Below are 26,455 nucleotides of genomic sequence, written 5' to 3'. Positions count from 1 at the left end.
TAGCGGTACAGCATTAAAGCGTTTCCGCCACCTCGTCGGAGATTTCGCCGTTATGGTAAACCTCCTGCACGTCGTCACAGTCTTCCAGCATATCGATCAGGCGCAGCAGTTTAGGCGCGGTTTCCGCATCCATTTCGGCTTTGGTCGAGGGGATCATGGCCACTTCCGCGGAGTCGGCTTTAAAGCCCGCCGCTTCCAGCGCATCGCGCACCGTGCCCATCTCTTCCCATGCGGTAAACACGTCAATCGCGCCGTCATCGTAACCGACCACGTCTTCTGCGCCCGCTTCCAGCGCCGCTTCCATCACCGCATCTTCGTCATGACCGGGTGCGAAGGAGATTACGCCTTTTTTGCTGAACAGATAGGCGACGGAGCCATCGGTACCCAGGTTGCCGCCCGTTTTGGTGAAGGCGTGACGCACTTCGCCCACGGTACGGTTGCGGTTGTCGCTCAGGCACTCAATCATGATGGCCGACCCGCCCGGACCGTAACCTTCATAAATGATGGTTTCCATATTGGAGTCATCTTCGCCGCCTACGCCGCGTGCAATGGCACGGTTCATGGTATCGCGCGTCATGTTATTAGACAGCGCTTTATCCATTGCCGCACGCAGGCGCGGGTTGGAGCCCGGATCGCCGCCGCCCAGTTTGGCAGCCGTGACCAGCTCACGAATGATCTTCGTAAAGATTTTACCGCGCTTGGCGTCTTGAGCGGCCTTACGGTGCTTGGTATTCGCCCATTTACTGTGTCCAGCCATGTTGCATTTTCTCCGATCTTTTACTGGGTGCAGGCTATCTTACGTGCGAACGTGTCCCCAGGCCGTGCCCGCAATTCCCACGTACAGAAGTACGATCCGTTGCGGTGCGCTGGCGGTGGACACCCTCGCGGCGCCGATTACGCCTGACTGTCGATATTGTTCGGTGCGTTCATTGAAAACCCACCCGATTCATAAAACCTAATGCCTTCGCCACGGGAAAAACGCGCAGCGGCGAGCATTCAGATAAATTCTTCAATCGCCTGGCGATTACTCCAGGATTTCGTGAGGGCAGCGGCGGCGGCGGGATCGAGCCAGCGCGCGGCAAGATGCTCGGTGAGCAGCAGATCACGCTCTGTAGGCAAGGCCAGCCTGAACCAGTGTTCACGGTTGTGCGTCGTGCCCGGCGCATAACGATGACGATAGTGCGGGAAAATCTCAAAGTCGATTTCACGCTGACAGTCTTCAATCGTTAGCTGCTCGGCCTTTACATCAATCCCCAGCTCCTCACCGACTTCCCGCTCGGCCGCCTGCAGCGGACACTCATCCGCTTCCAGGCTGCCGGTGACCGATTGCCAGAAATCCGGGTCGTCACGGCGCTGCAGCATTAACACCCGGCCACTGTCCTGCGCCACAATCACCACTAACACAGAAACCGGATGTTTATACGGCATTACTTCGTCTCAGACTTGTCTTTCTTGACGACCTGAATGCCTAACTCAAGCAGTGACGCCGGATTCGCTTCGCTTGGCGCTTCCGTCATCATGCAGGCCGCTGCCGTGGTTTTCGGGAACGCGATAACGTCACGAATATTGTCGGTACCGGTTAACAGCATCGTCAGGCGATCCAGACCAAATGCCAGGCCTGCATGCGGCGGCGTGCCGTACTTCAGTGCATCCAGCAGGAAGCCGAACTTCTCACGCTGTTCATGCTCTTCAATGCCCAGAATGCTAAACACGGTCTGCTGCATGTTACCGTTGTGGATACGCACAGATCCGCCGCCGACTTCATAACCGTTGATCACCATGTCGTAAGCATTCGCTACGGCCTGGGTCGGATCGGCTGCCAGCTGTTCCGCACTCATCTCTTTCGGTGCCGTAAACGGATGGTGCATGGCAGCCAGCCCACCTTCGTCATCTTCTTCAAACATCGGGAAGTCGACAACCCACAGCGGCGCCCAGGCTTTGTCGTCGGTGATTTGCAGGTCACGTCCCACTTTCAGGCGCAGTGCGCCCAGCGCATCGGCCACCACTTTGGCACGGTCGGCACCAAAGAAGATGATATCCCCATCCTGCGCGCTCGTGCGGCTGAGGAGGGTTTCAACGATATCGGCATTAAGGAATTTCGCTACCGGGCTCTGTACGCCCTCCAGGCCCTTCGCACGTTCGTTTACCTTCATCCAGGCCAGACCTTTGGCACCGTAAATCTCAACAAATTTGCCGTATTCATCAATCTGCTTACGGCTCAGCTGCGCGCCGCCGGGAACACGCAGCGCGGCAACACGGCCTTTCTCGTCGTTAGCCGGGCCAGAAAACACCTGAAACTCAACGGTTTTCAGCAGGTCGCCCACGTCCACCAGCTCCATGGGATTACGCAGGTCGGGTTTGTCTGAGCCGTAGCGATGCATGGCTTCGGCAAAGGTCATCTGCGGAAACTCACCCAGATCCACGCCCTTCACGCTCTGCCAGAGTTCGCGAATCATGCGCTCCATAATTTCACGCACCTGAGGTGCGGTCAGGAAGGAAGTTTCCACATCGATCTGCGTAAATTCGGGCTGACGGTCTGCGCGTAGGTCTTCATCACGGAAACATTTAACAATCTGATAATAGCGATCGAAACCCGACATCATGAGCAACTGTTTAAACAGCTGCGGTGACTGAGGCAGCGCATAAAATTTGCCTTTGTGCACGCGGCTCGGCACCAGGTAATCGCGCGCGCCTTCCGGGGTGGCTTTCGTCAGCATCGGCGTTTCGATATCCAGGAAGCCAGCGTCATCCATAAAACGACGGACAAAACTGGTGATCTTAGCGCGAGTCTTTAAGCGCTCAACCATTTCAGGGCGGCGCAGATCCAGATAACGGTACTTCAGACGTGCTTCTTCGCTGTTGGTCTGGTTAGAATCCAAAGGCAGTGGTTCAGCACGATTGATGATGTTCAGCGCGTGGGCAAAGACTTCTACGTCACCCGTGGCCATGTCGCTGTTTCTGTTTTTTTCGTCACGGGCACGCACGGTGCCGGTAATCTGGATACAGAATTCGTTACGCAGTTCAGATGCCAGTTGGAAAGCGTCTTGATGATCGGCATCGAAAAAAACCTGTGCGATGCCTTCACGGTCACGCATATCGATAAAAATCAGGCTTCCCAGATCGCGACGACGGTTGACCCAGCCGCAAAGCGTGACTTGCTGACCTACATGAGACAGATTGAGCTGTCCACAATACTCTGTACGCATAACACTATCCTTTTAACTTCGCCGCTGCAGCTGACAGCACCAGGCCGCGTCACCTTGTAGGGTGCTGTCGCAAAAAAGGCCGCTATTATAATGGAAAAAGGCAAACAGGATAAGTGGAGCCACGTTAAAGCGCGGCATTTCCTGTTCGCTTTTCACCTGTTTGCGTCAATATACTGCCTTACAGGATAATTACCATCACACTCAAAGGCGGGAATCAGGCGTGACACTTCGTATTGGTTTGCCACAATGGCATCACGCGCACTGGAAGCGATGGGGAATCGAAACCCTGGCTGACTATGCGCGTTATTTCGGCACGGTGGAAGGCAATACCACATTGTATGCGCTGCCTGATGCGGAAACGGTCCTGCGCTGGCGGGATATGACCCATGACCAGTTTCGTTTCTGTTTTAAATTTCCCAGCAGCATCAGCCATCAGGCCGCCCTGCAAAATACCGACGACTTAGTAACGGATTTTTTTCGCCTGATGGCACCGCTCGCCGACCGCATGGGTCAGTACTGGCTACAGCTGCCCGCCAGCTTTTCCCCTGCACAACTGAACGATCTCTGGCGCTTTCTGGACAGCCTGCCCGCCCATTTCTCTTACGGCGTCGAAGTCCGCCATGCCGCCTTTTTTGCCAAAGGCGAGGCTGAGCGCGCGCTGAATCGCGGCCTGCTGCAGCGCGGCGTCAATCGTGTGGTGCTGGACAGCCGTCCGGTTCATGCCTCAACCTCGCAAAGCCCGGCGGCACTTCACGCCCGCCAGCAAAAGCCTCGCGTTCCGCCCCATGCACTGTTGACCGGTTCGCGCCCCATGATCCGTTTTGTCGGCAGCGACAACCTGGAAGAAAGCCTGCCACTGTTTCAAATCTGGCTGGCCAAGCTGGCCGAATGGCACACGCAAAGTGACCCTCTGGTGTTTATCCACACGCCCGATATGGGACAGGTGTTTCCGCTGGTGCAGGCGCTCTGGCCGGCATTACAAAAAATTGATGCCAGCATCGGTCCCGGACCTGACTGGCCGCAACAGGATTCGCTATTCTGATAGCGATGGGCAGCCTCGCCCCCTCTGGTGATATGAATAAAAAAGGAATCCATGATGATTAGCGCGTTATATGTGGTTATCGGTGCGTTACTGATAATGAAGTTCACCCTCAATGTCGTCCGCTTTCGGCGTCAACATCACGTTGCTTTTGGGGATGGCGGTCATCACGACCTGAACAGGGCCATCCGCATTCATGGCAATGCCGTTGAAACCATTCCCCTGGCGCTGCTGCTGCTGATAACGCTTGAGATGAACGGGGCGGATGTCTGGATGGTTCACCTGACGGGCATCGTGTTTTTTGTTGGCCGTTTTTTGCATGCTTATGGCCTGCGTAATGACGTGATGAGTGGACGCAAATACGGCATGATGCTGACCCTGTTTGGCCTGAGTGGAATGGTGATTTTTAACCTCATCTATCTCCCCTGGCAACTGGTGCTCAGCCTGCATTAATGTTGCGGCTTAAAGGGTGCAGGCCGCGGCAGTTTCTGCCAGAATAGCGCCCTTTCCGCCGTCTCTTCGGATTTTCGATATGTCTGATCGCGATCAACTCTTTTCTGCGCCCATTGAAAAACTGGGCGACTGGACCTTTGACGAACGTGTCGCTGAAGTGTTTCCCGACATGATTCAGCGCTCGGTGCCCGGCTATTCCAATATCATTTCGATGATTGGCATGCTGGCAGAACGCTTCGTCCAGCCCAACAGCCAGGTGTTTGACCTGGGCTGCTCACTCGGTGCCGCCACACTTTCGGTGCGTCGTAATATTCACGTGCCAGGCTGCCAGATTATCGCCGTAGACAACTCTCCGGCCATGGTCGAACGTTGCCGCCGCCATATCGATGCCTTTCGCGCCGACACGCCGGTTACCGTGGTGGAAGCGGACATCTGTGACATTGAGATTGAGAATGCCTCTCTGGTGGTGCTCAATTTCACCCTGCAGTTTCTTGAGCCGCCTGCCCGTCTTACGCTGCTCAGTAAAATCTGGCAGGGGCTGAATCCCGGCGGAGCCCTGGTCCTCTCGGAGAAGTTCAGCTTTGAAGATCGTGATGTCGGCGAACTGCTGTTTAACATGCATCATGACTTTAAGCGCGCCAACGGCTACAGCGAACTGGAGATTAGCCAGAAGCGCAGCATGCTGGAAAACGTCATGCTGACCGACAGTGTGGAAGCGCATAAGGCTCGTCTTAAGCAGGCGGGCTTTTCGCACGCTGAATTATGGTTTCAGTGCTTTAATTTTGGTTCGTTGGTGGCATTAAAATGATCGACTTTGGCCGTTTTTATCAGCAAATCGCCGTTGGCCCCCTGGCAAAATGGCTTGACGTGCTGCCTGCACAGATTAGCGACTGGCAGCGGGAGAATCTGCACGGGCACTTCCGTGACTGGTACAAGTCGCTGGAATACTTACCGCTGCTGGAACCCCAGCGGCTGGACCTGCTGAACAGCGTAAGCGCCGATCGGGATGACATCAGCGATCGTCATCGTCAGGGCATTGAGAAACTACTACGCAATTTGATGCCGTGGCGCAAAGGCCCTTATTCCCTGTACGGAACGGAGATTAACACCGAATGGCGTTCTGACTGGAAATGGGAGCGCGTGCTGCCTCATATTTCCTCGCTGGCCGGACGAACCGTGCTGGATGTCGGCTGCGGCAGCGGCTACCACATGTGGCGGATGATCGGTGCGGGTGCGCATCTGGTTGTGGGTATCGATCCCATGCAGCTGTTTTTATGCCAGTTCGAAGCCGTGCGTAAGCTGTTGAATGATGACCGTCGCGCCCATTTACTGCCGCTGGGCATTGAACAACTGCCGGCGCTCCAGGCGTTCGACACGGTCTTTTCGATGGGCGTGCTGTATCATCGCCGTTCCCCCCTTGACCACCTCCTTCAGCTAAAAAATCAGCTGGTCAGCGGCGGCGAGCTGGTACTGGAAACGCTGGTGATCGAAGGCGATGTGAACCAGGTGCTGGTGCCGGGCGAACGCTATGCGCAGATGCGCAACGTCTATTTTATTCCCTCTGCCGAGGCGCTGGAAAGCTGGCTGGAGAAGTGTGGCTTTGTTAACGTGCGCATTGTCGACTTTGCCCTGACCTCGACGGAAGAGCAACGTCGTACCAGCTGGATGACAAGTGAATCACTGGCCGAGTTTCTGGATCCCGACGACAGCAGCAAAACCATTGAAGGTTATCCCGCACCGCTGCGCGCCGTTCTGGTTGCCACCAAACCCTGACCCTCAGCGGCGAGACAGCGCCAGTTTCGCCGCAAAACCAATAAAGACGCAGCCCGTTAAACGGTCCATGATTTTGACTATTCGTGGCCGTTTTAACTGCTCAGCAAAATAGTGGCTGCTGCCGATCAGCACCGTGCTCCAGGCCAACCCCACCAGCATGTGCGTCAACGCCATCAGGCTGCACCAGATCGGGACAGAGGCGCCCTGCGGAATGAACTGGGGCAAAAAAGTCACATAGAAAACGCCCACCTTGGGATTCAGCAGATTCCCCAATAATCCACGCGTGAAGCAGGCAAGATGACGTTGCTGAGCCGCAGCCTCGGCATGCATTGACACGCTTTGGGCGCGCGGATGCCACAGCAGCCTAATGCCCAGATAGAGGAGGTAAGCGGCGCCAGCCCATTTCAGGAGGTTATAAGCCATCTCCGACGCCAGCAGCAACGCGCCTAATCCCAGCCCTACCGCAATGCCCCAGAGCAAACAGCCGGTTGCCACGCCCAGCGCCGTGGCACTGGCACGCTGCCAGCCCTGTGCGGCGGCCGATCGCAGGATCAACGCCGTATCAAAGCCCGGCGTCAGGGTCAAAATAATAATAGCCAGCAGGAAAGAGAGCAACGAAGCCGTCATAAGCGTATCCCCGGTAAACATCCGCTCACAATAACAAGCGGTTTTTTGTCTGTACAGCCAGCAAAACCCCATTAGCTGCTACCCTTTTAAGGGCTTTATCAACGGGCCGGTCACGGCCATGATTTATGCAACCAGGAGCAACGTTTATGAAATTTATTTTCTCGTCACCGCGCAAATATGTGCAAGGTGCAGGCGTACTCGATGAACTGGGGAGCTACGTCACCGAACTGGGTACTCAGGCTTTTGTGGTCGCGGACGATGTCGTCTGGGGACTGATCGGTGAACGGGCTCAGGCCACGCTCACAAAGGCGGGCGTGAACGTGGTGCGCCAGCAGTTCAACGGCGAGGCGTCCAGTAATGAAATCACCCGGTTGAGCCAGCAGGCGCAACAGCAGAACTGCAACGTGGTCATCGGGCTGGGCGGCGGTAAAACGCTGGATACCGTTAAGGCAGTGGCTGATGAGATCCAACAACCGGTTGTGATCGTTCCCACGATTGCCTCTACCGATGCGCCCTGTAGCGCACTCTCCGTTATCTATTCTGACAGCGGCGTGTTTGAGAGCTATCGCTTCTACAATAAGAACCCCGATCTGGTGCTGGTGGATACCGCCGTCTGTGCCGCTGCGCCTGCCCGCCTGTTTGCCTCGGGCATTGCGGATGGCCTCGCAACCTGGGTGGAAGCCCAGGCGGTAGCCCGCAGCCATGCCAAATCGATGGTCAATGGCGATCCGACCATTGCCGGGCTAGCCATCGCCCGTGCCTGTGAGGAAACCCTGCTGACCTGGGGTTACAGTGCCTACGTTGCCGTTTCGGAAAAACGCGTGACGCCGGCGGTGGAAGCGGTGGTGGAAGCGAATACCTTGCTGTCGGGCCTGGGATTCGAAAATGCCGGCCTGGCAGCTGCGCACGCCATTCACAATGGTTTTACTGCTATTGAAGGCGATATCCATCATCTCACCCACGGCGAGAAAGTGGCCTACGGTACCTTAACCCAGATGGTGCTGGAGCAGCGTCCGGACGAGGAGATCGCACGCTACATCCGTTTCTATCGCTCGATCAAGATGCCCACCACCCTGAAAGAGATGCATCTGGAGGGCGAAAGCTGGGAAAATCTGGTGAAAATAGGCGCACTGGCAAACAGTGAAGGCGATACGCTGAAAAACCTTAACCCCAACCTGGCACCGGAGCAAATTGCCCATGCGCTGCTGGGGCTGGATGCGTTCAGTCAAACGGTAAAATAACGGCTATTCCGTCACCTCAGCGGGTTTATCCCAGTACTGGTATTTATAGACTGCGCTGAGGTGGCGTTGAATCGTCCCTTTCTCGAACACTTCCGTTTCATTCAGATAACTCAGCGTGCAGTTGCCCTTCTCATCCCAGAACTGGCATTCATCCACGGTGCGCAATGTGCTGACGTCTGTCGTTGCGGTGCCATTCAGGCGCCGTTCCCGCCACTGGTTATCATAGGTGTAGGTATCTTTGCGGCGGGCAGAGGTCGAACGGGTGACCAGGCCTTGTGGATTCCACTCATAACGGTATTCCCCGTTGCTGACGGGATCGGTACCTCGCGCAATACTTTTTAGTAAGTGGAAACGTTTATCATAACGGTAAGTCGTATCCGTAAACCCGTCTTTACCCATGCTGATAAATTTATCCGATGCGCTGATGATGTTGCCGTTTTTGCCCTTCTGCCACTGAATAGTGCCCTGACGGTTATCGACCACCACTTCACTGCCCTGCTTGATGACTTTAACCAGATAGGCATATTCCGCAACCCAGCCGTCCTGAACCCGAACCAGGTGCTGTTCCATGCTCAGGATGACGTTACGCTCATTTTTGTCATAGCTGATGTCCGCCACCAGCAGATCGCCACAGCGATCAAACTGCCCCAGTACCCGTTTCTGTGAGTTGACGTCTTTACCAAACTCGCCGGCGATCACCTGACGCACCTGACCTTTGGCACTGCCGCCCAGCAGGATCCAGTTATTGCTGTTGGTCACCGCTTTACTGTATGGCTGACATGAGGCTGCGGCCCAGGCGGCGGGAAAGGAGAATAACGTAATCACAGCGGACAGCAGAACGCATCGCATGGTGTGCACCTCGGACGTCAATGTCGTAAACGGTTTACCCTAAATAGCAGGAACCGACGGATGATGGAAAGCGGAATTCTTCTCTCAGCGCCAGCAGCGACTGAATTCAGCCTCGCGGGCACGACGATAAAGGGCGCTGAAGGAATTTTGGGCAAAAAATACCCCAGCAAATTTACTGGGGTTTGGTACTTGCAAACATCACGTCATCAATAGGCGTGCTGCGCGGCAAAACTGGTCATGAGTCAAGCCACCCGGGCGGTATTCATTTGCATCACACTTTTCATTGCCTCAACGACATCGCCATCGACGCAGTAGCGGCTGAACTCATCAATTTCGGCTTCGGAACACATGGAAACACCCACTTTACGGTAGCGCATCGGGGATGCCACAAGGTGGCTGGCCGAGCTGTGTACCTCGCGAATATCCGCATCCAGAAACTTTTGCAGGTTGCTGAGGCGAACGCCAGCACCGGCCATAATGATTGGACCTGCGCTGTATTCATTAAGTTCCCTCAATAATGCAATTCCGTTTTCCGCGCTTTGTTGCTGGCCAGATGTCAGGATGCGCCTGACGCCAAAATCCGTCAGCACATCAAGCGAACGCTTGGGCCGATGGCACAGATCGAAGGCGCGGTGAAAAGTCACCGCCATCCCGTCGCACAGGGCCATGATTTGTCGCATCTGACTGGCATGGATATTGGCATCTTCATCCAGCATGCCCAGAACGATGCCGGGAAAACCCAGCTCACGGATACGCGCCACGTCTGACTTCATCGTTTCAAATTCACGGCTGGAATAGCAAAAGTCGCCACCGCGAGGGCGAACAATAGGATGCACCGGAACTGAAATGTCACGACGGGCGACCTCCAGCATGCCTGCAGAAGGCGTCAGCCCGCCTTCACGCGGCGCGGCGCAAAGCTCTATGCGATCGGCTCCCGCCTGCTGGGCGGTTAATGCACAATCCACCCCATAGCAACAAATTTCCAGTGTCGTCATTGTCTTCTCCTTTACATGGCTTCCTGTTCACGCCAAATTCGTCAGGTACGCTTATCCCTTAGAACAGTTTACGTGGAAAACTAACTATGACATTCAATTTTGACCAACGGATAGACCGCCGTCACAGTGATAGTCTTAAATGGCACAAATATGCGGGTCAGGATATTCTGCCACTGTGGGTCGCCGATACGGACTTCCGATCGCCTGAGCGTATCATTGAAGCCATTAAAGCCCGCGTTGACCACGGCGTTTTCGGCTATGGCGATAAGCCCCAGGGGTTGATTGCGGCCCTTATCGCTCGCTGTGCATCACGTTATCACTGGCAGGTCGATCCCGAATGGGTTGTTGTCTTGCCCGGCGTTGTCTGCGGCTTAAATCTGTCGGTCCGCGCCTTTACTCAGCCACCGCAAGGTACCGTGGCACCCTTACCGATTTATCCCCCTTTTCGCTCTGCCGCTAAACTGGCGGAACGCGACCAGCTGAGTCTGCCATTAATATTACAGGATGGGCGCTGGGTCATGGACCTGAGCGCGGCCGAAGGGAAAATGCAGGACAAAAAGCTGTTGATGCTGTGCAATCCCCAGAATCCTGGCGGTACGGTTTATCGCCGGGAAGAGCTGGAGGCCCAACTGGCGTTTGCCCAGCAGCACGACCTGATTGTCTGTTCTGACGAAATCCATTGCGACCTGCTGTTAACAGAGGGCCTGCAACACATCCCGTTCGCCTCCCTGAGCGACGATGCCGCCCGGCGCAGCGTCACGCTGCTTTCGCCCTCGAAAACCTTTAACATCGCAGGCCTGGGCGCATCCGTCGCCATCATCCCTGACCCGGCACTGCGTGAACGTTTCAACGCCGTCCGCCAGGGCATCGTTCCCTCGGTTGATATTCTGGCACTGGTGGCCGCAGAGGTTGCCTGGCGCGACAATGATGACTGGCTTGATGCACAGCTGGACTATCTGCGCGGTAATCGTGACTGGCTGGTTGAACAGGTCAATGCGCTCCCCGGACTCTCGATGGTGTCACCAGAAGGCAGCTATCTCGGCTGGATTGATGCCAGCGCATTGCCGGTTGCCAGCCCGGCACTCTATTTTGAAAAGTACGGGCTGGGTTTCTCACCGGGTCGCGATTTTGGCGATGATCGTTTCGTGCGTATCAACTTCGGTTGTCCACGCGCGCTGCTGGAAGAAGCGGCAAAGCGGCTTAAACGCGCGGTTGACGCCCTGGGTTAAGACTGCTCACTGGCCACGATCTCTTCCAGGCTCCACGGGTGAAACTTTATCGTGGTTTCCCCGTCGGTTACTGCGAGGGTAGGATTAGGCAAACGTTCATTTTCCCCTTTTGGCGAGCTGGTCTTGAACGAAATACCGGGTTGGGACAGTGCATGGTCGGACAGCAACGCCATTGCCCGCATCCCAAGCGTTTCTGGCTCGCCCCTTAATACCACTTCCACATGCTCCCAGCCTTCATGGCGATAGCGTTTCTCGCCGGGCCAGGGTAACTCCACCACGTCGATATGCCAGCCGGCAATCTGGAGCGGCTGATGCAGTTTGAACAGGCAGACAGGACGACCATTGATCATCGCTGCCGAAAATTGCTGGCCCATTTTCGCCAGACCCTGCTGCCAACGTTCGGCGGTGGTGTTCTGGTGACAGCGAACCGCGACATGATCGACATCGAGTCCGGCATTATCTAATCCGAGTCGCTGTGAAAAACTTTGTAACCGTTGTTCGAAAGCGGCCAAATCTTCGCGTAAATCGTCCAGTTCTGATGGAAAGGTGGTGCTCACGGTTGCCTCTGCCCCTCTAAAATTTACACACTTAAATATCGTAACTCATTGTTAGCATTAAATCCTAAACGACATAATGGTGAGATTCATCTTATTTACGTGATTCTTTTCCATTAAAGCAGATAAATTACGCTTTCAATTCAGACTTATCTTCTTTTTAGATCCACCTTTAAGTTGACAAAAACCACATAACTATCTGTTTAAATTGACATTAATTAATGCCATAAGACAATTCCCATTTACCGACAACATGATTGCAGCCGCGTCACCTTTCTTATAAATTTGCATCAATACCATTATAAGGAAAGTTTTTATGACTATGCTCATCGTAGTGGCAACATTGATCGCACTGATGGGATTTGCCCTTGCGCGCCACTGGAAGGTGCGAGAAGACAAAAGCGTTAAAAATGCGCGCCGCGCGCGCCGCCGCTAATCCTTTGGGAAACATCCTTAGCTCTGTTTCTCCGAGTTTATCCAGTTACTGACTCAAGCTGACAATTCACGTATACTTTTCCCCTCATTTTTTTCCGTTCTGCCTGGTGATGACTCTGGTTATCGCCTCCGGCAGAATGAGGATGAAGCGCGCTGCGCTGTCAGCGTGCTTTTCTTAGCATATGTAAGGTAACCCGGTGAATATTCAGGCGCTTCTTTCCGCAAAAGTCAGTCAGGCTATGGTGCTGGCTGGTGCTCCCTCCGATTGCGAACCTCAGGTTCGCCAGTCGGCCAAAGTTCAGTTTGGTGATTATCAGGCAAACGGCATCATGGCCGTGGCTAAAAAACTGGGCCAGGCGCCGCGACAATTAGCTGAAACTGTTATTCAACATCTGGATCTTACCGGTATTGCCAGCAAGGTTGAGATTGCCGGACCCGGGTTTATTAATATCTTTCTCGATCGTGGCTGGCTGGCAGAACATGCCAGGAATGCCCTGCAGCATCCGCGACTCGGCGTCGCCCGCGTTGAACCTCAGACTATCGTCGTAGATTACTCTGCCCCGAACGTCGCGAAAGAAATGCACGTCGGCCACGTCCGCTCCACCATTATTGGTGATGCCGCTGTCCGCACTCTGGCGTTTCTGGGCCATAACGTCATCCGTGCCAACCACGTTGGCGACTGGGGAACGCAGTTCGGTATGCTGATAGCTTTCCTTGAGAAACAGCAGAACGAAAACCATGCCGAAATGGCGCTGGCTGACTTAGAAGGGTTTTACCGTGAAGCCAAGCGCACCTACGATGAAGATCCGGAATTTGCTGAGCGCGCACGTCGCTACGTGGTGAAGTTACAAGGCGGCGATGACTACTGCCGCCAGATGTGGAAAAAGCTGGTTGATATCACCATGAGCCAGAACCAGCATATCTATGACCGCCTTAACGTCACGCTGACCCGCAAAGATGTCATGGGCGAGAGCCTTTACAACGACATGCTGCCGGGTATTGTTGCCGACCTGAAAGCGAAAGGGTTAGCCGTAGAGAGCGAAGGTGCGACCGTGGTCTTTCTGGATGAATACCAGAATAAAGAAGGTGAGCCTATGGGCGTCATCATTCAGAAGAAAGACGGCGGCTATCTTTACACCACTACCGATATTGCCTGCGCCAAATACCGCTACGAAACGCTGCATGCCGATCGGGTGATTTATTACATCGACTCGCGCCAGCATCAGCATTTACAGCAGGCGTGGACCATCGTGCGTAAAGCTGGTTATGTGCCTGAATCTGTGCCGCTTGAGCACCATGCATTTGGCATGATGCTGGGTAAAGACGGTCGTCCGTTTAAGACCCGCAGCGGCGGCACCATCAAACTTTCGGATCTACTGGATGAAGCTTACGATCGTGCTTACTCGCTGGTCAGCGAAAAAAACCCGGAGATGAGCGAAGAAGAGCGGCGTGCACTTGCGGAAGTCGTCGGCGTCAGCGCTGTAAAATATGCCGATCTGTCAAAGAGCCGCACCACGGATTATATCTTTGACTGGGACAACATGCTGGCGTTTGAAGGTAACACCGCGCCTTATATGCAGTACGCTTACACGCGTGTCCTGTCGGTATTCCGTAAGGCCGGTATTGAAGCCGACGCGATTCAGGCCGACATCACCCTGACGGACGATCGTGAAGCCCTGCTGGCTACACGCCTACTGCAGTTTGAAGAAGTCATTACTCAGGTTGCCCGTGACGGCACGCCGCATGTGATGTGTGCGTACCTCTATGACGTGGCTGGCCTGTTCTCCGGCTTCTACGAGCATTGCCCGATTCTGGCGGCCGAAGATGAAGCGACCCGTCAGAGCCGGTTACAGATTGCTGCCCTGACCGCCAAAACCCTGAAACTGGGGCTGGACACGCTGGGTATCAAAACCGTCGATCGCATGTAACCTCTTCAGGCGCTGAGTGCCCACCGTGGCCCGGCGCCTGCCTTCCCTGCCTTCCCCGCCGCCGCGTCATGATTTCCGCGACCGCTGTTTTCGCCGCCTGCTCTGCCCACGATATGAATCGGCCCGCTATCGCCTGAAAACCAGACATCATGATGCATAGCAACGGACAAACTGGCCCATGCCGCCATAATGTCCTGTTTATCTGCGTAAGATCATGGGGTTATTCCTTTCTGATGCGCGCGCTCTACTATAAGCCCGCATTTCATCAGGTCTTGACCTGTTAACGAGAAAGGAAACTAAGTTGATGATTAAAAAAGCGTTTGCCGAATTCATCGGCACATTCTGGTTAGTATTGGCGGGTTGTGGAAGCGCCCTGCTGGCGGCAACCTTTCCGCAAACCGGGATTGGCTTTGCCGGAGTGGCTCTGGCTTTCGGCCTTGCCGTACTGACGATGGCTTTTGCTGTGGGTCATCTTTCGGGCGGCCATTTTAATCCTGCCGTCACGCTGGGTTTATGGGCGGGCGGCCGTATCGGATATCAGGCCATTTTGCCCTATATCATTATGCAGGTCGCGGGCGGTATCGCGGCGGCGGCCGTGCTGTATGTGATTGCAAGTGGTCAGTCTGATTTTGATGCCACCACCAGCGGGTTCGCGGCTAACGGCTTTGGCGAACACTCCCCCGGGGGCTACAGCCTTTGTGCAGCAGTGGTCACTGAACTGGTACTCAGCGCCTTTTTCCTGATCATTATTCAGGGGGCGACCGATAAACGCGCGCCTGCGGGTTTCGCGCCCATCGCCATTGGCCTGGCCTTAACGCTTATTCATTTAATTAGCATCCCCGTGACCAATACGTCGGTAAACCCGGCGCGCAGTACGGCGATGGCGCTGTTCCAGGGAACCTGGGCCTTGCAGCAGCTGTGGGTGTTCTGGCTGGTGCCGATGGTGGGCGGTGTGGCTGGCGGGTTGATCTCTCGTTTTCTGCTGCGAAGCACAGACTGATTCAATGCGAAAATGACTTCATTATGCAGACCGGCAGCGATCGTGCACGCCTGCACGATCGCTGCCGGTCTGTCTTAACAATGAAATAATCAGGCTTACTGGTAATTAACCGTCACGTCTGTGCTGACCACTTTCAGCCCGGGCGGTAAGCTGCCGCTTCCAGCGAAACCAAACACCATATGCAATGTTTCATCCGCGGTCACGCCGGTCAGACCCCGCGTTGCGCCGTTGGCACCGTCCAGTTCGGTACAGCGCTGCGCCGCACAAAGCCGGACCTGCAGGCCCGATGGCGCAGGCCGGGTGAGCTGATAGCGCCAGTTCACCACAGTCATTACCCCTTTTACGTCGCCCGGCGGCGTTAAGGGCTGTGAGGATTGCCAGCTACCGCGATTGGCCATCAGCGGGCCCGCCGCGCTGGCGCTCCAGGCGCCGTCAGCGGCCTGGGCAGACAGCGGCAGGAGCAGTGCAAACAGCATCATCGATCTCATTGTTTGCCTCCGATGGTGGCGGTCATGCGAATCTGACGATTGTCGCTTAATTCCATGTTGGACAGCACCACCAGCTGCGGCATGTTGCGACGCAGGAAGCGCGCCAGTAACGCACGTAATGGATGGTTTACCAGTAAGACCGGCGGCGCGCCCATCATCTCCTGACGCTGTAAGGCTTCCTGCGTCTGGGCCAGCAGACGATCGGCAAGGCCCGGCTCCAGCCCACCACCGCCCTGCAGAGCCTGCAGTAACAGGCGCTCCAGCGTAGCATCCAGGCCAATAACCTGAACTTCACCGTTGCCCGGGAACCATTGTTGGGTGATTGCGCGACCTAACGCAACACGAACCACGCTGGTCAACTCCTGCGGATCGCTTTGAACCGGCGCGTGCTCTGCCAGCGTTTCAATGATGGTGCGCATGTCACGAATAGAGACGCGCTCCACCAGCAGGTTTTGCAGCACTTTATGCAGGGTTGTCAGGGTAATAACGCCCGGCACCAGATCTTCAGTCAGTTTAGGCATTTCAGACGAGACGCGATCCAGCAGCTGTTGCGCCTCCTGGCGACCAAACAGCTCGCTGGCATACTGACCAATCAGATGATTAAGATGGGTTGCCACCACCGTACTGGCTTCGACCACGGTAAAGCCCTGGATCTGGGCCTGCTCTTTCAGCGCGCCATCAATCCACACGGCCGCCAGGCCAAACGCCGGATCGACGGTGGCTTCACCCGGCAAGGTGCCCGCTGCGGTGCCGGGATTAATCGCCATCCAGCGCCCAGGATACGCGTCACCACTGCCAATTTCTACGCCCTTCATCAAAATGCGATAGCGGGCCGGCGGTAATTCCATATTGTCACGGATATGCACCACCGGTGGCAGGAAGCCGACGTCCTGCGCCACCTTCTTACGGATACTGCGGATACGCCCCAGCAGTTCACCGTTTTGATTATGATCGACCATTGGAATCAGGCGATAGCCCACTTCCATTCCCAGGGTATCTTCCAGCTGTACATCGGTCCAGGACGCCTCGGCCGATGCGGGTGTTTCCATAGATTTGGTGAGGCTGCTGGGTGATTCGACACTCTTTTTCGGCTGCATTTCGCGGCCGCGTAACCACCATGCCAGCCCCAGTAAGGCCGCCGTAAACAGCAGGAAAACGAAGTTCGGCATGCCCGGCACCAGGCCCAGCAAACCGATTACGCCGCCGCTCAGCATCAGTACGCGAGGATCTTTAAACAGCTGGCCAACCATCTGCTCGCCGACGTCCTGATCGGTTGCCACGCGCGTCACAATAACACCCGCCGCAGTCGAGATAACCAGCGCCGGGATCTGAGCAACCAGACCATCACCGATAGTCAGCAACGTATAGGTTTCTGCCGCATGTCCTGCATCCATGCCGTGCTGCACGATACCAACCAACAGCCCGCCAATCACGTTGATTACCATGATCAAAATGCCGGCGATGGCATCACCACGTACGAACTTACTGGCACCGTCCATTGAACCGTAGAAGTCGGCTTCCTGGGTGACTTCAGCACGGCGGCGTTTCGCTTCATCTTCACCAATCAGACCGGCATTCAGGTCGGCGTCGATGGCCATCTGCTTACCGGGCATCCCGTCAAGAACAAAGCGCGCGCCCACTTCAGCGATACGGCCGGCACCTTTGGTGATAACCATAAAGTTGATAATCACCAGGATGATAAACACCACAATACCGATGGCAAAGTTGCCCCCGACCAGGAAGTGGCCAAAGGCTTCCACCACCCGTCCGGCGGCGGCGGCCCCGGTGTGGCCGTCCAGTAAAATGATACGGGTTGAGGCAACGTTAAGCGCCAGGCGCAGCAAGGTCGAAAACAGCAGGATGGTTGGAAACGCCGCAAACTCCAGCGTGCGCTGGGTAAACATCGCCACCAGCAGCACCATGATCGACAAGGCGATGTTGAAGGTGAACAACAGATCAAGGATGAATGGCGGTAACGGCAGAACCATCATCGATAAAATCATGATGATCAGTACCGGGCCAGCAAGCACCTGCCACTGCATATCTTTGAAGTTGCCCGGTAGGCGTAATTTAGCGGCCAGATTAGCCATCGTTTGTGTTCTCTCCTGCAAAGTCCATCTCTGCCGGGACCGGCAGGTCTTTAGGTTTTACCGGGATCAGGCCGCCTTCGCGCTTCCAGCGACGTAGCTGCCAGACCCAGGCCAGCACTTCCGCGACGGCGCCATAGAGCGCACCCGGAATGTGTTGTCCAATTTCAGTATGTCGGTACAGCGCACGCGCCAGTGGCGGCGCTTCCAGAACCGGAATACGGTGTTCCGCGCCCAGTTCACGAATGCGTAAGGCAATATCCCCTGCGCCCTTGGCGATGACCTTCGGCGCGCTCATCTTTTTCTCGTTATATTGCAAGGCAACCGAGTAGTGCGTTGGGTTGGTGACGATAACATCGGCTTTGGGAACATCGGCCATCATGCGACGTCGGGCGGCTGCGCGCATCTGCTGGCGGATGCGCCCTTTCACGTGCGGATCACCCTCTTGCTGTTTGTGTTCATCACGAATTTCCTGACGCGACATGCGCAGCTTTTTAAAATGGCTGTACAGTTGCCAGAAAACGTCATACCCCACCATGGGGATCAACCCGAGCATGACCAGCGAGCAGCAGATGGCAATCATATCCATGCCGTGAATCAGTGCCGTTGTCGGTGATTCGGCAATCAGACGCAGCATATCGGGCCAGTGGCTCCAGACGTACCAGCCTGCAACACACCCGACCAGAATAGTCTTCAGGATGCCTTTAAACAGTTCGGTCCAGGCCTGAGCGGCAAACATACGCTTTAACCCAGACAGCGGGTTCAGTTTGCCAAAATCGACCTTAATGGATTTTCCACTGATCACCACGCCGCCCAGCAGCATTGGCGAGGCAATCGCGACCAGAACCAGCCCGCCCAGCAGCGGGAGCAGCGCCGCAATGGCCTGCATAATCAGATTGCCCACATGCGCAATGATGATTTTGTCATCGGTCACCATGGCATGGTCAAATCGTAATCCGGTTGACACCATCGCGGCCAGCCGATGGGCCATCATGGCACCGCCGACCCATAAAATCATGATGCCGGCTAACAGCATCAGTAATGAGGTCAACTCGCGCGAACGCGGAATCTGGCCTTCTTCACGTGCTTTCTCAAGTCGGTGGGCCGTGGGCGATTCTGTTTTTTCTTCGTCGCTATTTTCTGACACCACAAACCTCGGTTGGCAGGAATTCTGAGCATAGAATGCCAAATTTGGGTTTGGTTAAAGCGTGGATAAAACGTGAAAAATGCGCGCTCTTTCACGGATGGCAAAAGAGAAAAGAGAAGTGGCCTGTCAGAAACAGGCCATCTTAGAAGGGGCGGCAATCGCCAACCGTTAACGGATCGGCGATGACCAGACAGACTCGCGGTTAGAAACCCAGGCTGTCCAGCAGGTCATCAACCTGGTCCTGATTCGCCACGACGCCTGGCGCAGCGGCATTGACCTGAGGTCCGTTAAGCAGCGTGGTGCCAACCTGACGTTTCTCGGCGCTCACTTCTGGCATGTTTTCCAGCAGCACCATCAACAGCTGGCGCTCGATCTCCTGGATCACATCCATCATGCGCTTGATGACCTGACCGGTAAGGTCCTGGAAATCCTGCGCCATCATGATGTCGAGCAACTGCTTGTTAGTAAAAGAGGTGTGCGTAGGCACTTCCCCTAAATACTCACGCGTATCCGTCACCAGCTCGCGCGCGTCGGCAAGTTCAATTGGATTTTCAAACCACGCATCCCAGCGTCCTTTCAGCGCAATCGCGCCCGCTTCCATTTTGTCCTGGTGCGGTTGCGCTGCTTCGACGCTGTTCAGCGCCCTGTCGGCCGCCTGAGCGGTCTTTTGCACTACATAGTCCAGACGGTCGCGGGCGTCAGGAATGGCTTCAGCAGCTTCTGCAATGGCCTGATCCAGCCCCAGCTCACGCAGACTGTCACGCAGCATGCGGGTCAGTGAACCGATGCGGGAAATGATATCGTGTGCCGCGGCTTGCTCAGCTGATTTCGGAAGGTCGCTCATCACATCTCCTTACATACCCAGTTTTTCAAAAATTTTGCCCAGCTTTTCTTCAAGCGTGGCTGCAGTAAACGGCTTGACTACATAGCCGCTTGCACCCGCCTGAGCGGCAGCAATAATGTTTTCTTTCTTCGCTTCTGCCGTCACCATTAAAACTGGCAGGCTCGCCATGGCAGCATCGGCACGAATAGTCTGCAGCAGTTGCAGGCCATCCATATTTGGCATGTTCCAGTCAGAGATAACGAAATCGAAACCACCTGCTTTCAGCTTGCCTAGCGCATCAACGCCGTCTTCCGCTTCTTCTACGTTATTGAAACCAAGCTCTTTCAGCAGGTTACGTACAATACGACGCATCGTATTGAAGTCGTCCACTACTAAAAAGCGCATGTTTTTATCAGCCATATCTACTCCTGTGTTATCTCGCCCGGCAGGACGGGCCTGGTTATATACGCAATGCCTGTCCGGCGCTAATTTTCGCCAGCATGTGCTGGCTGATGTTGCTTAAATCTACTACTTCGCTCACGCCACCGCTGGCTATCGCCTCGCGTGGCATGCCAAAAACGACACAACTTGCTTCATTTTGCGCGATGGTCCAGGCGCCGGCACGATGCATTTCCAGCATGCCTGCTGCCCCATCGTTACCCATACCGGTCAGGATGACGCCGACGGCATTACGCCCGGCGTTAATCGCAACCGATTTAAACAAGACATCCACTGAAGGTTTATGCCGGTTAACCGGGGGGCCTTCATTCAGCTTCACCACGTAGTTCGCCCCGCTGCGCCCCAGTTCCATGTGCATTGCGCCAGGCGCGATGTAGGCATGGCCGGGAAGAATACGCTCGCCATCTTCCGCTTCTTTCACCGTGATCTGGCACAGCTTGTTCAGCCGCTCGGCAAAAGATCGGGTAAAGCCCGGTGGCATATGTTGCGTAATCAGCAGTGCCGGACTGGTGGCCGGTAACGGCTGTAAAACGTGGCGAATCGCCTCTGTGCCGCCGGTTGATGAACCAATGGCAATCAACTTTTCACTACTCAGCAACGGGCCGGCTTTCAGCGTGACCGGCGCGGGCATAACGTTACGAACATGCAGGCGCGCCCGGGCCGCCGCGCGAATTTTGTCGCCAATCATCTGGCTGTAGGCCAGCATGCCTTCACGAATGCCTAACTGCGGCTTCGTCACGAAATCGATCGCACCTAACTCCAGCGCGCGCAGCGTGATTTCTGAGCCCTGTCCCGTCAGGGATGACACCATGACCACGGGCATGGGCCGTAAACGCATCAGTTTTTCAAGAAAGTCCAGGCCGTCCATGCGCGGCATTTCAACATCCAGCGTTAACACCTGCGGATTAAACTGTTTAATCAGATCGCGTGCCACTAACGGATCCGGGGCCGTAGCCACCATTTCCATATCAGGATGACTGTTGATGATTTCGGTCATCAGTTGCCGCATCAGCGCAGAGTCATCTACGCACATCACGGTAATTTTGCTCATCATCTTTCCTTCGTCAGTCCATACACGGTTTGCCCACGCAGCCAAAACTCTTTACTAATCTGGCTGAAGTTCTCTGAGTGTCCGGCAAAGAGAATGCCGCCGGGCTTAAGCAGAGGAACAAAACGACGTAGAATTTTTTCTTGTGTTTCTTTATCGAAATAGATCATTACGTTGCGGCAGAAGATCGCATCGAACGGTCCCGGTAAGGCCCAGTCATTTGCCAGCAGGTTAAGCTGGGTATAGTTCACCATGTTCGCCAGTTCGGAACGGACACGAACCATGCCAGCATGTGGACCTGTACCGCGTAAAAAGAAACGCTGTAACTGCGCGGGCGACAGCGTACGCAGCTCTTCCTGGCGGTAAACGCCCGCCACGGCTTTCTCCAAAACCTGGGTATCGATATCGCTGGCATGTACCTGGAATTTACCCGGTCCCATGCCTAAGGTTTCAGCCAACGTAATCGCGATAGAGTAAGGTTCTTCGCCGGTGGACGCTGCCGTACTCCAGACGCTAAAATTTCCCTGACGTTTACGTGCATGCTCCGCAAGGATTGGAAAATGATGCGCCTCGCGGAAAAACGCTGTCAGGTTAGTGGTTAACGCATTAATAAACGCCTGCCACTCAGCACTGTTTGGATCATTTTCCAGCAGGGCCAGATAGCGACCAAAATCATCGATATTCAGCGTGCGCAGACGACGAACCAGACGGTTGTAAACCATCTCGCGCTTGTGATCGGCCAGCACGATACCCGCACGCTGATAGATGAGCTGGCTGATACGGCGAAAATGGGTATCGGACAGGGGCAGACGCTGCACCATTTGTGACAGCAGCGTCGTCGCTTCCGGTTGATCTAATAACGTCGATTTCTTCATCTTTGCACCTGGCCTGAACTAAACCTGTTGAACATCTGCTGCTACGCCCAACCGCGTCTCAGCGGCTGGGCCATCCAGGCAATTAAAAGGTTTCCCAGTTCTCATCACCGCGCGGTGATGGCTGGCGAATGCCTTCTGACGGACTTTCTAAACGTAAATTTTTTGCCGCCGTAGTCTTGTTAACGGCCTGCGTGACAATTTCTTTACCAATATTGAAGGCAGAAACCGCTTGTTTTAAGTTACTGGCCTGATCTTCCAGCGCCGCGGCGGCTGCAGCAGACTCTTCCACCAGCGAGGCGTTCTGTTGTGTTACGCGATCCATCTCGGTCACCGCCTGACCGACCTGGTCGATACCACGGCTCTGTTCGTCCGACGCAGAAGCAATTTCACCCATGATGTCGGTCACGCGCGTCACCGCACTGACGATCTCATTCATGGTATCGCCCGCGCTCTCAACCAGCACTGAGCCGGTGTTAACGCGACCAACGGAGTCTTCAATCAGGCCTTTAATCTCTTTTGCCGCCTGTGCGCTGCGCTGGGCCAGGTTACGAACCTCACCAGCTACCACGGCAAAGCCTCGTCCCTGTTCGCCAGCTCGCGCGGCTTCAACCGCTGCGTTCAACGCCAGAATGTTGGTCTGGAAAGCGATACCATCAATGACGCTGATAATGTCCGCAATTTTCCGTGAGCTGCCGGCAATTTCTTTCATGGTCGTGACCACGCCATCAACGACTTTGCCGCCCTGCTGCGCGGTTTCAGAGGCATTCAGCGCCAGCTTTGAAGCCTGACGGGCATTTTCCGCATTTTGTTTTACGGTCGCGGTAAGTTCTTCCATGCTGGCCGCCGTTTGCTCCAGCGATGCCGCCTGCTGTTCGGTTCGGGAAGAAAGATCGTTATTACCGACGGCGATTTCGCTGGCCCCGGTATAAATTGCATCTGCGCCGTCTCGCACGGTGCTGACGGTGCGCACCAGAGAACGTTGCATGTCCTGCAGCGAGGTCAGCAGATCGCCAATTTCATTACGTACGCTAATGTTGATGGGCTGCGTGAGATCGCCGCCTGCGATGTGCTGAATATGTTCAATGCTCTCTTTGAGCGGTCGAATAAGCAGGCTGCGCATCAGATTCCAGACCAGCACAATCACCAAAAGCGTGACCAATAGCGTCCCTACAACCAGCATAATCATGCGTTGATAGGCGGCATTGTTGGCATCCACGCCCTGCTGACTGAGTTGAAGGTTGTAGTTAAGCCAGGCATCGTAGTCTTTCTGGAATTTGTCCTGATAGCTCTGTGTCGGCTGGTCTACAAACCCTTTAAAGTTACCGTTGCCAAGAAATACGATCAGTTCCGCGAGTCCGTCATGGAATTGCTTATAGTTTGCCTGCAGCGTCAGTACGTTTTCTGCACTTTTGCCTTTCTCAGAAAGATTGGCATTGAACATGGCATAGCCTTCTTCCGCACGCTTTAATTCACTATCTGCCAGCGCCACCAGCTCTTTAACGGTGGCACCTGAGCCGGCCATTTGCCCATCCTGCAAATAACGGATCCCGGCGCGGTTTAAGGTATTTCGCGCCTGTACCAGTGCGACCCAAGAGGTGCCCATGGCGCGTTGAAGCGTACTCAGACGTTGGTTATAGGCAAAATTTTCTTTATCTTCTGTCACCGTCTTATAGAACACGCCACCCGAAAAAATTTGCAGTAGCGCGAACAGTGCCAATACACAGAGAAGACCGGAGACAACACGTACTCGACTAAACATAGAAACCTCATTCATTAGCAATTCGATTCTGTTTATCGGCCCGGACGTGCGGAACTTTACGGCCAGCGTGAAGACAGGTTCACGCTGGCCGTAAAAAGAGGTTGGGAAAACTTAAACGCGCGAGATTTTAAAGACGGATACGGCCTGGGACAGGGCGCTGGCCTGTTGCTCCAGCGCGGCGGCCGCGGCGGCTGACTCTTCGACCAGCGAGGCGTTCTGCTGTGTCACACGATCCATTTCTGTTACGGCCTGGCCCACCTGATCGATGCCGCGACTTTGCTCGTCAGATGCAGAAGCGATTTCGCCCATGATATCGGTCACGCGTGTTACCGCGCCCACGATGTTATTCATAGTGCTGCCCGCGCTTTCAACCTGAAGCGAGCCGCTGTTAACGCGTGCCACTGAATCTTCGATTAACCCTTTGATCTCTTTTGCTGCCTGAGCACTGCGCTGTGCCAGACTGCGGACTTCACCCGCCACCACGGCAAAGCCACGGCCCTGCTCACCTGCACGCGCCGCTTCTACGGCAGCGTTAAGCGCCAGAATATTGGTCTGGAAAGCAATGCCGTCGATAACGCTGATAATGTCTGCGATTTTCTTCGAACTGCCGGCAATTTCCTGCATGGTGGTCACCACGCCATCCACCACTTTACCGCCCTGCAGCGCGGTTTCGGATGCGGTTTGTGCCAGTTGAGAAGCCTGACGTGCGTTATCTGCGTTCTGTTTTACCGTCGCCGTTAACTGCTCCATGCTGGCTGCCGTTTGTTCAAGCGAAGCTGCCTGCTCTTCCGTACGCGCAGACAGATCGTTATTCCCGGCCGCGATTTCACTGGCGCCGGTGAAAATGGCATCACACCCGCTGCGAACCTCACCCACGGTCGATACCAACGAATGCTGCATCTCATGGATGCCGGCGGCCAGTTGGCTCATCTCATTGCGGCCTTCCACCAGAATGGGTTGCGTCAGGTCGCCAGAAGCAATGGTGCGAATATCCACCAGCAGACGTTGAAGCGGTTGAATCAAGAGCTGACGCAGTCCAAACCAGCAGCCCAGAATAACCACAATCACCAGCACGCCCACCATGCCGAGCATCCACATCATCTGCGTGAAGGCCTGTTGATTCTGCTCTGCGCCGTGTGCGGACAGTTCGCTTTGCTTCAGGCGCCATGCGGAATAGGTGGCCTGCATCGCCTGCTGCTTCTGTTCAATATTTTGTTTAAACATGCCTTCCAGATCTTTCGCTTTCAGGCTGGCGATCATGCCGCGCAGACCGGTCAGATAGGCCTTAAAATCGTTTTGCAGTCGATCGCGCATTTCCGTATCTGCGCCCGGTGTTTCCGGAATCGCGTTAAATTCTGCCAGGTACTGCTCACCTTTATTCGCCTCGTTAACGGCTTTCTCTGTCAGGCTGTCCAGCTGGCCGCCGTTCATTTGAGACGCCAGGCTGGTTTGCAGGCGCAACATTGCGCGGTTGAGTGTGGTACGAGACTGGTTCAGCGCCATATAGGCATCGGTCATCGCCGCAACGTTCCGGGTGGAAATTTGTGACAGCGCAAAGGCCTCTTTATCATTATTCAGTGCTGACCAGAACAGGCTGCCTGACAGCAGCTGCATGGCACCGAAAAGCATCAGTACCGCGATAAGACTGGTCACGACTTTTATTCGTTTTAACATCTTTTTCCCCGAGCATAATAAGTAAAGTGCAGGGGCTGTATCGGCGGGAAAGAGAGAGGGTTTAGTCAGCTTCAGTAAAAAAGCGGCAATTAGGGCTTTTGTAATTATTGATATCAGCTGAGGGTGTTTTTTAGTGGCTCAGGTCACAGACAACAGGAGCAAAATGAGAGGTGGAAGCGATGCGTGGGTTAAGCGGATCACACTAATTCAGGCTGTAAACAAGACACAGAACCTCACGGGCCAGCCTGGACTGACCCGTGAAGAAGGATTATGCCGTACGCAGGTTGTCGACCAGCGCCATCTCTTCGCTGCTCAGCAGCTTCTCGATGTCAACCAGAATCAACATGCGGTCGCCGAGCGCACCCAGACCGGTGAGGTACTCGGTGGACATTGTCACGGCAAACTCAGGTGAAGGACGGATCTGTTCCTGCGTCAACGACAGCACGTCAGACACGCCATCAACCACGATACCGACGACGCGGTTTTCCAGATTAAGAACGATTACGACCGTATTCTCATTGTACTCAACGTCTGCCTGTGCAAATTTCACACGCAGATCGATGATAGGCACAATCACGCCACGCAGGTTCGTTACGCCGCGAATAAAATCCGGCGTGTTGGCAATGCGGGTTACCTGATCGTAACCACGAATTTCCTGAACCTTAAGAATATCGATGCCGTACTCTTCATCACCCAGCGTGAACACCAGGAACTCCTGGCCCACGGTTTCGCCAGCAATTTTTGTCACGGTTGCCATTCCACTCAT

At 54.9% G+C, this 26,455-nt stretch carries 25 protein-coding genes; 8 read left to right on the top strand and 17 right to left on the bottom strand.

The genetic code is table 11. The features are described from left to right. Positions 1–13 precede the first annotated feature (13 nt). The 3 genes from AAIE03_RS06510 to aspS form a co-directional block, all read right to left on the bottom strand. A complete protein-coding gene (locus AAIE03_RS06510; protein WP_013026080.1) occupies positions 14–757 on the bottom strand; it encodes a YebC/PmpR family DNA-binding transcriptional regulator in 744 nt (247 codons plus the stop codon). A 239-nt stretch (positions 758–996) separates the two neighbouring features. Then, on the bottom strand, positions 997–1,428 hold the full coding sequence (gene nudB, locus AAIE03_RS06505; protein ID WP_013026082.1) for a dihydroneopterin triphosphate diphosphatase: 432 nt from the start codon (positions 1,426–1,428) through the stop codon (positions 997–999). After that, the gene (gene aspS, locus AAIE03_RS06500) at positions 1,428–3,206 is read right to left on the bottom strand and encodes an aspartate--tRNA ligase (RefSeq protein WP_019105097.1); all 1,779 of its coding nucleotides are present in this window, start codon (positions 3,204–3,206) and stop codon (positions 1,428–1,430) included. Before aspS ends, nudB begins: the two co-directional genes overlap by 1 nt. Before the next feature lie 220 nt (positions 3,207–3,426). Between aspS and AAIE03_RS06495 the strand changes: the two genes are divergently transcribed. From AAIE03_RS06495 to cmoB, 4 genes are all read left to right on the top strand, one after another. Next, positions 3,427–4,248, top strand: coding sequence for a DUF72 domain-containing protein (locus AAIE03_RS06495; protein ID WP_029568853.1), 822 nt, complete (start codon positions 3,427–3,429; stop codon positions 4,246–4,248). Positions 4,249–4,302: 54 nt separating this feature from the next. Next, a complete protein-coding gene (locus tag AAIE03_RS06490) occupies positions 4,303–4,698 on the top strand; it encodes an MAPEG family protein (protein ID WP_028715237.1) in 396 nt (131 codons plus the stop codon). Positions 4,699–4,777: 79 nt separating this feature from the next. Next, positions 4,778–5,506 carry a carboxy-S-adenosyl-L-methionine synthase CmoA gene (gene cmoA, locus AAIE03_RS06485; RefSeq protein WP_014593893.1) on the top strand — a complete coding sequence of 243 codons (729 nt, stop codon included), beginning with the start codon at positions 4,778–4,780 and terminating at the stop codon, positions 5,504–5,506. Beyond that, the gene (gene cmoB / locus AAIE03_RS06480) at positions 5,503–6,471 is read left to right on the top strand and encodes a tRNA 5-methoxyuridine(34)/uridine 5-oxyacetic acid(34) synthase CmoB (protein WP_126842911.1); all 969 of its coding nucleotides are present in this window, start codon (positions 5,503–5,505) and stop codon (positions 6,469–6,471) included. The genes cmoA and cmoB overlap by 4 nt, the downstream gene beginning before the upstream one ends. 3 nt (positions 6,472–6,474) lie before the next feature. Here cmoB and AAIE03_RS06475 read toward each other — a convergent pair whose 3' ends face one another. Then, a complete protein-coding gene (locus AAIE03_RS06475; RefSeq protein ID WP_041931007.1) occupies positions 6,475–7,098 on the bottom strand; it encodes a LysE family translocator in 624 nt (207 codons plus the stop codon). A 146-nt stretch (positions 7,099–7,244) separates the two neighbouring features. Here AAIE03_RS06475 and AAIE03_RS06470 point away from each other — a divergent pair, with 146 nt between their 5' ends. Beyond that, on the top strand, positions 7,245–8,339 hold the full coding sequence (locus tag AAIE03_RS06470; RefSeq protein WP_014605667.1) for a glycerol dehydrogenase: 1,095 nt from the start codon (positions 7,245–7,247) through the stop codon (positions 8,337–8,339). A gap of 3 nt (positions 8,340–8,342) precedes the next feature. Here AAIE03_RS06470 and AAIE03_RS06465 read toward each other — a convergent pair whose 3' ends face one another. Continuing rightward, positions 8,343–9,188, bottom strand: a complete 846-nt coding sequence (locus AAIE03_RS06465) for a hypothetical protein (RefSeq protein ID WP_014593897.1) — start codon at positions 9,186–9,188, stop codon at positions 8,343–8,345. Between the two features lie 242 nt (positions 9,189–9,430). Further along, the gene (gene cutC / locus AAIE03_RS06460; protein WP_014593898.1) at positions 9,431–10,183 is read right to left on the bottom strand and encodes a copper homeostasis protein CutC; all 753 of its coding nucleotides are present in this window, start codon (positions 10,181–10,183) and stop codon (positions 9,431–9,433) included. 86 nt (positions 10,184–10,269) lie between these two features. Here cutC and AAIE03_RS06455 point away from each other — a divergent pair, with 86 nt between their 5' ends. Then, positions 10,270–11,412, top strand: coding sequence for a MalY/PatB family protein (locus AAIE03_RS06455; protein ID WP_194761378.1), 1,143 nt, complete (start codon positions 10,270–10,272; stop codon positions 11,410–11,412). Here AAIE03_RS06455 and AAIE03_RS06450 read toward each other — a convergent pair. Further along, positions 11,409–11,969, bottom strand: coding sequence for a VOC family protein (locus AAIE03_RS06450; protein WP_013026094.1), 561 nt, complete (start codon positions 11,967–11,969; stop codon positions 11,409–11,411). The genes AAIE03_RS06455 and AAIE03_RS06450 overlap by 4 nt on opposite strands. A 629-nt stretch (positions 11,970–12,598) precedes the next feature. On the opposite strand from AAIE03_RS06450, the gene argS reads away from it, so the two are divergent. Both argS and aqpZ read left to right on the top strand, forming a co-directional pair. Next, entirely contained in the window at positions 12,599–14,329 is a 1,731-nt protein-coding gene (argS, locus tag AAIE03_RS06445; RefSeq protein WP_014605664.1) for an arginine--tRNA ligase, read from the top strand. A 304-nt stretch (positions 14,330–14,633) separates the two neighbouring features. Further along, a complete protein-coding gene (gene aqpZ, locus AAIE03_RS06440; RefSeq protein ID WP_022623264.1) occupies positions 14,634–15,329 on the top strand; it encodes an aquaporin Z in 696 nt (231 codons plus the stop codon). Positions 15,330–15,424: 95 nt separating this feature from the next. On the opposite strand, the gene flhE is transcribed toward aqpZ, so the two are convergent. The 10 genes from flhE to cheW all read right to left on the bottom strand — a co-directional run bounded on the left by flhE (position 15,425) and on the right by cheW (position 26,455). Then, the gene (gene flhE / locus AAIE03_RS06435; RefSeq protein WP_064373919.1) at positions 15,425–15,817 is read right to left on the bottom strand and encodes a flagellar protein FlhE; all 393 of its coding nucleotides are present in this window, start codon (positions 15,815–15,817) and stop codon (positions 15,425–15,427) included. Beyond that, positions 15,814–17,907, bottom strand: a complete 2,094-nt coding sequence (flhA, locus tag AAIE03_RS06430) for a flagellar biosynthesis protein FlhA (RefSeq protein ID WP_014593902.1) — start codon at positions 17,905–17,907, stop codon at positions 15,814–15,816. The genes flhE and flhA overlap by 4 nt, the downstream gene beginning before the upstream one ends. Further along, the gene (gene flhB, locus AAIE03_RS06425; protein ID WP_014605661.1) at positions 17,900–19,051 is read right to left on the bottom strand and encodes a flagellar biosynthesis protein FlhB; all 1,152 of its coding nucleotides are present in this window, start codon (positions 19,049–19,051) and stop codon (positions 17,900–17,902) included. The genes flhA and flhB overlap by 8 nt, the downstream gene beginning before the upstream one ends. Before the next feature lie 202 nt (positions 19,052–19,253). Next, positions 19,254–19,895, bottom strand: a complete 642-nt coding sequence (gene cheZ / locus AAIE03_RS06420) for a protein phosphatase CheZ (protein ID WP_014593904.1) — start codon at positions 19,893–19,895, stop codon at positions 19,254–19,256. 9 nt (positions 19,896–19,904) lie between these two features. Continuing rightward, entirely contained in the window at positions 19,905–20,294 is a 390-nt protein-coding gene (gene cheY / locus AAIE03_RS06415) for a chemotaxis response regulator CheY (protein WP_013026101.1), read from the bottom strand. 40 nt (positions 20,295–20,334) lie between these two features. Beyond that, entirely contained in the window at positions 20,335–21,384 is a 1,050-nt protein-coding gene (locus AAIE03_RS06410) for a protein-glutamate methylesterase/protein-glutamine glutaminase (protein ID WP_014605660.1), read from the bottom strand. Further along, positions 21,384–22,256, bottom strand: a complete 873-nt coding sequence (cheR, locus tag AAIE03_RS06405; RefSeq protein ID WP_013026103.1) for a protein-glutamate O-methyltransferase CheR — start codon at positions 22,254–22,256, stop codon at positions 21,384–21,386. The genes AAIE03_RS06410 and cheR overlap by 1 nt, the downstream gene beginning before the upstream one ends. Before the next feature lie 82 nt (positions 22,257–22,338). After that, positions 22,339–24,015, bottom strand: a complete 1,677-nt coding sequence (locus tag AAIE03_RS06400; RefSeq protein WP_014605659.1) for a methyl-accepting chemotaxis protein — start codon at positions 24,013–24,015, stop codon at positions 22,339–22,341. Positions 24,016–24,126: 111 nt separating this feature from the next. Continuing rightward, on the bottom strand, positions 24,127–25,689 hold the full coding sequence (locus AAIE03_RS06395; RefSeq protein WP_014605658.1) for a methyl-accepting chemotaxis protein: 1,563 nt from the start codon (positions 25,687–25,689) through the stop codon (positions 24,127–24,129). 268 nt (positions 25,690–25,957) lie between these two features. Continuing rightward, positions 25,958–26,455 carry a chemotaxis protein CheW gene (cheW, locus tag AAIE03_RS06390; RefSeq protein WP_013026106.1) on the bottom strand — a complete coding sequence of 166 codons (498 nt, stop codon included), beginning with the start codon at positions 26,453–26,455 and terminating at the stop codon, positions 25,958–25,960.

This window comes from Pantoea sp. Ae19-2 (assembly GCF_059801205.1).
Note: the sequence above shows the minus strand (reverse complement) of the source record. Positions and strands in the feature narration are given on the sequence as shown.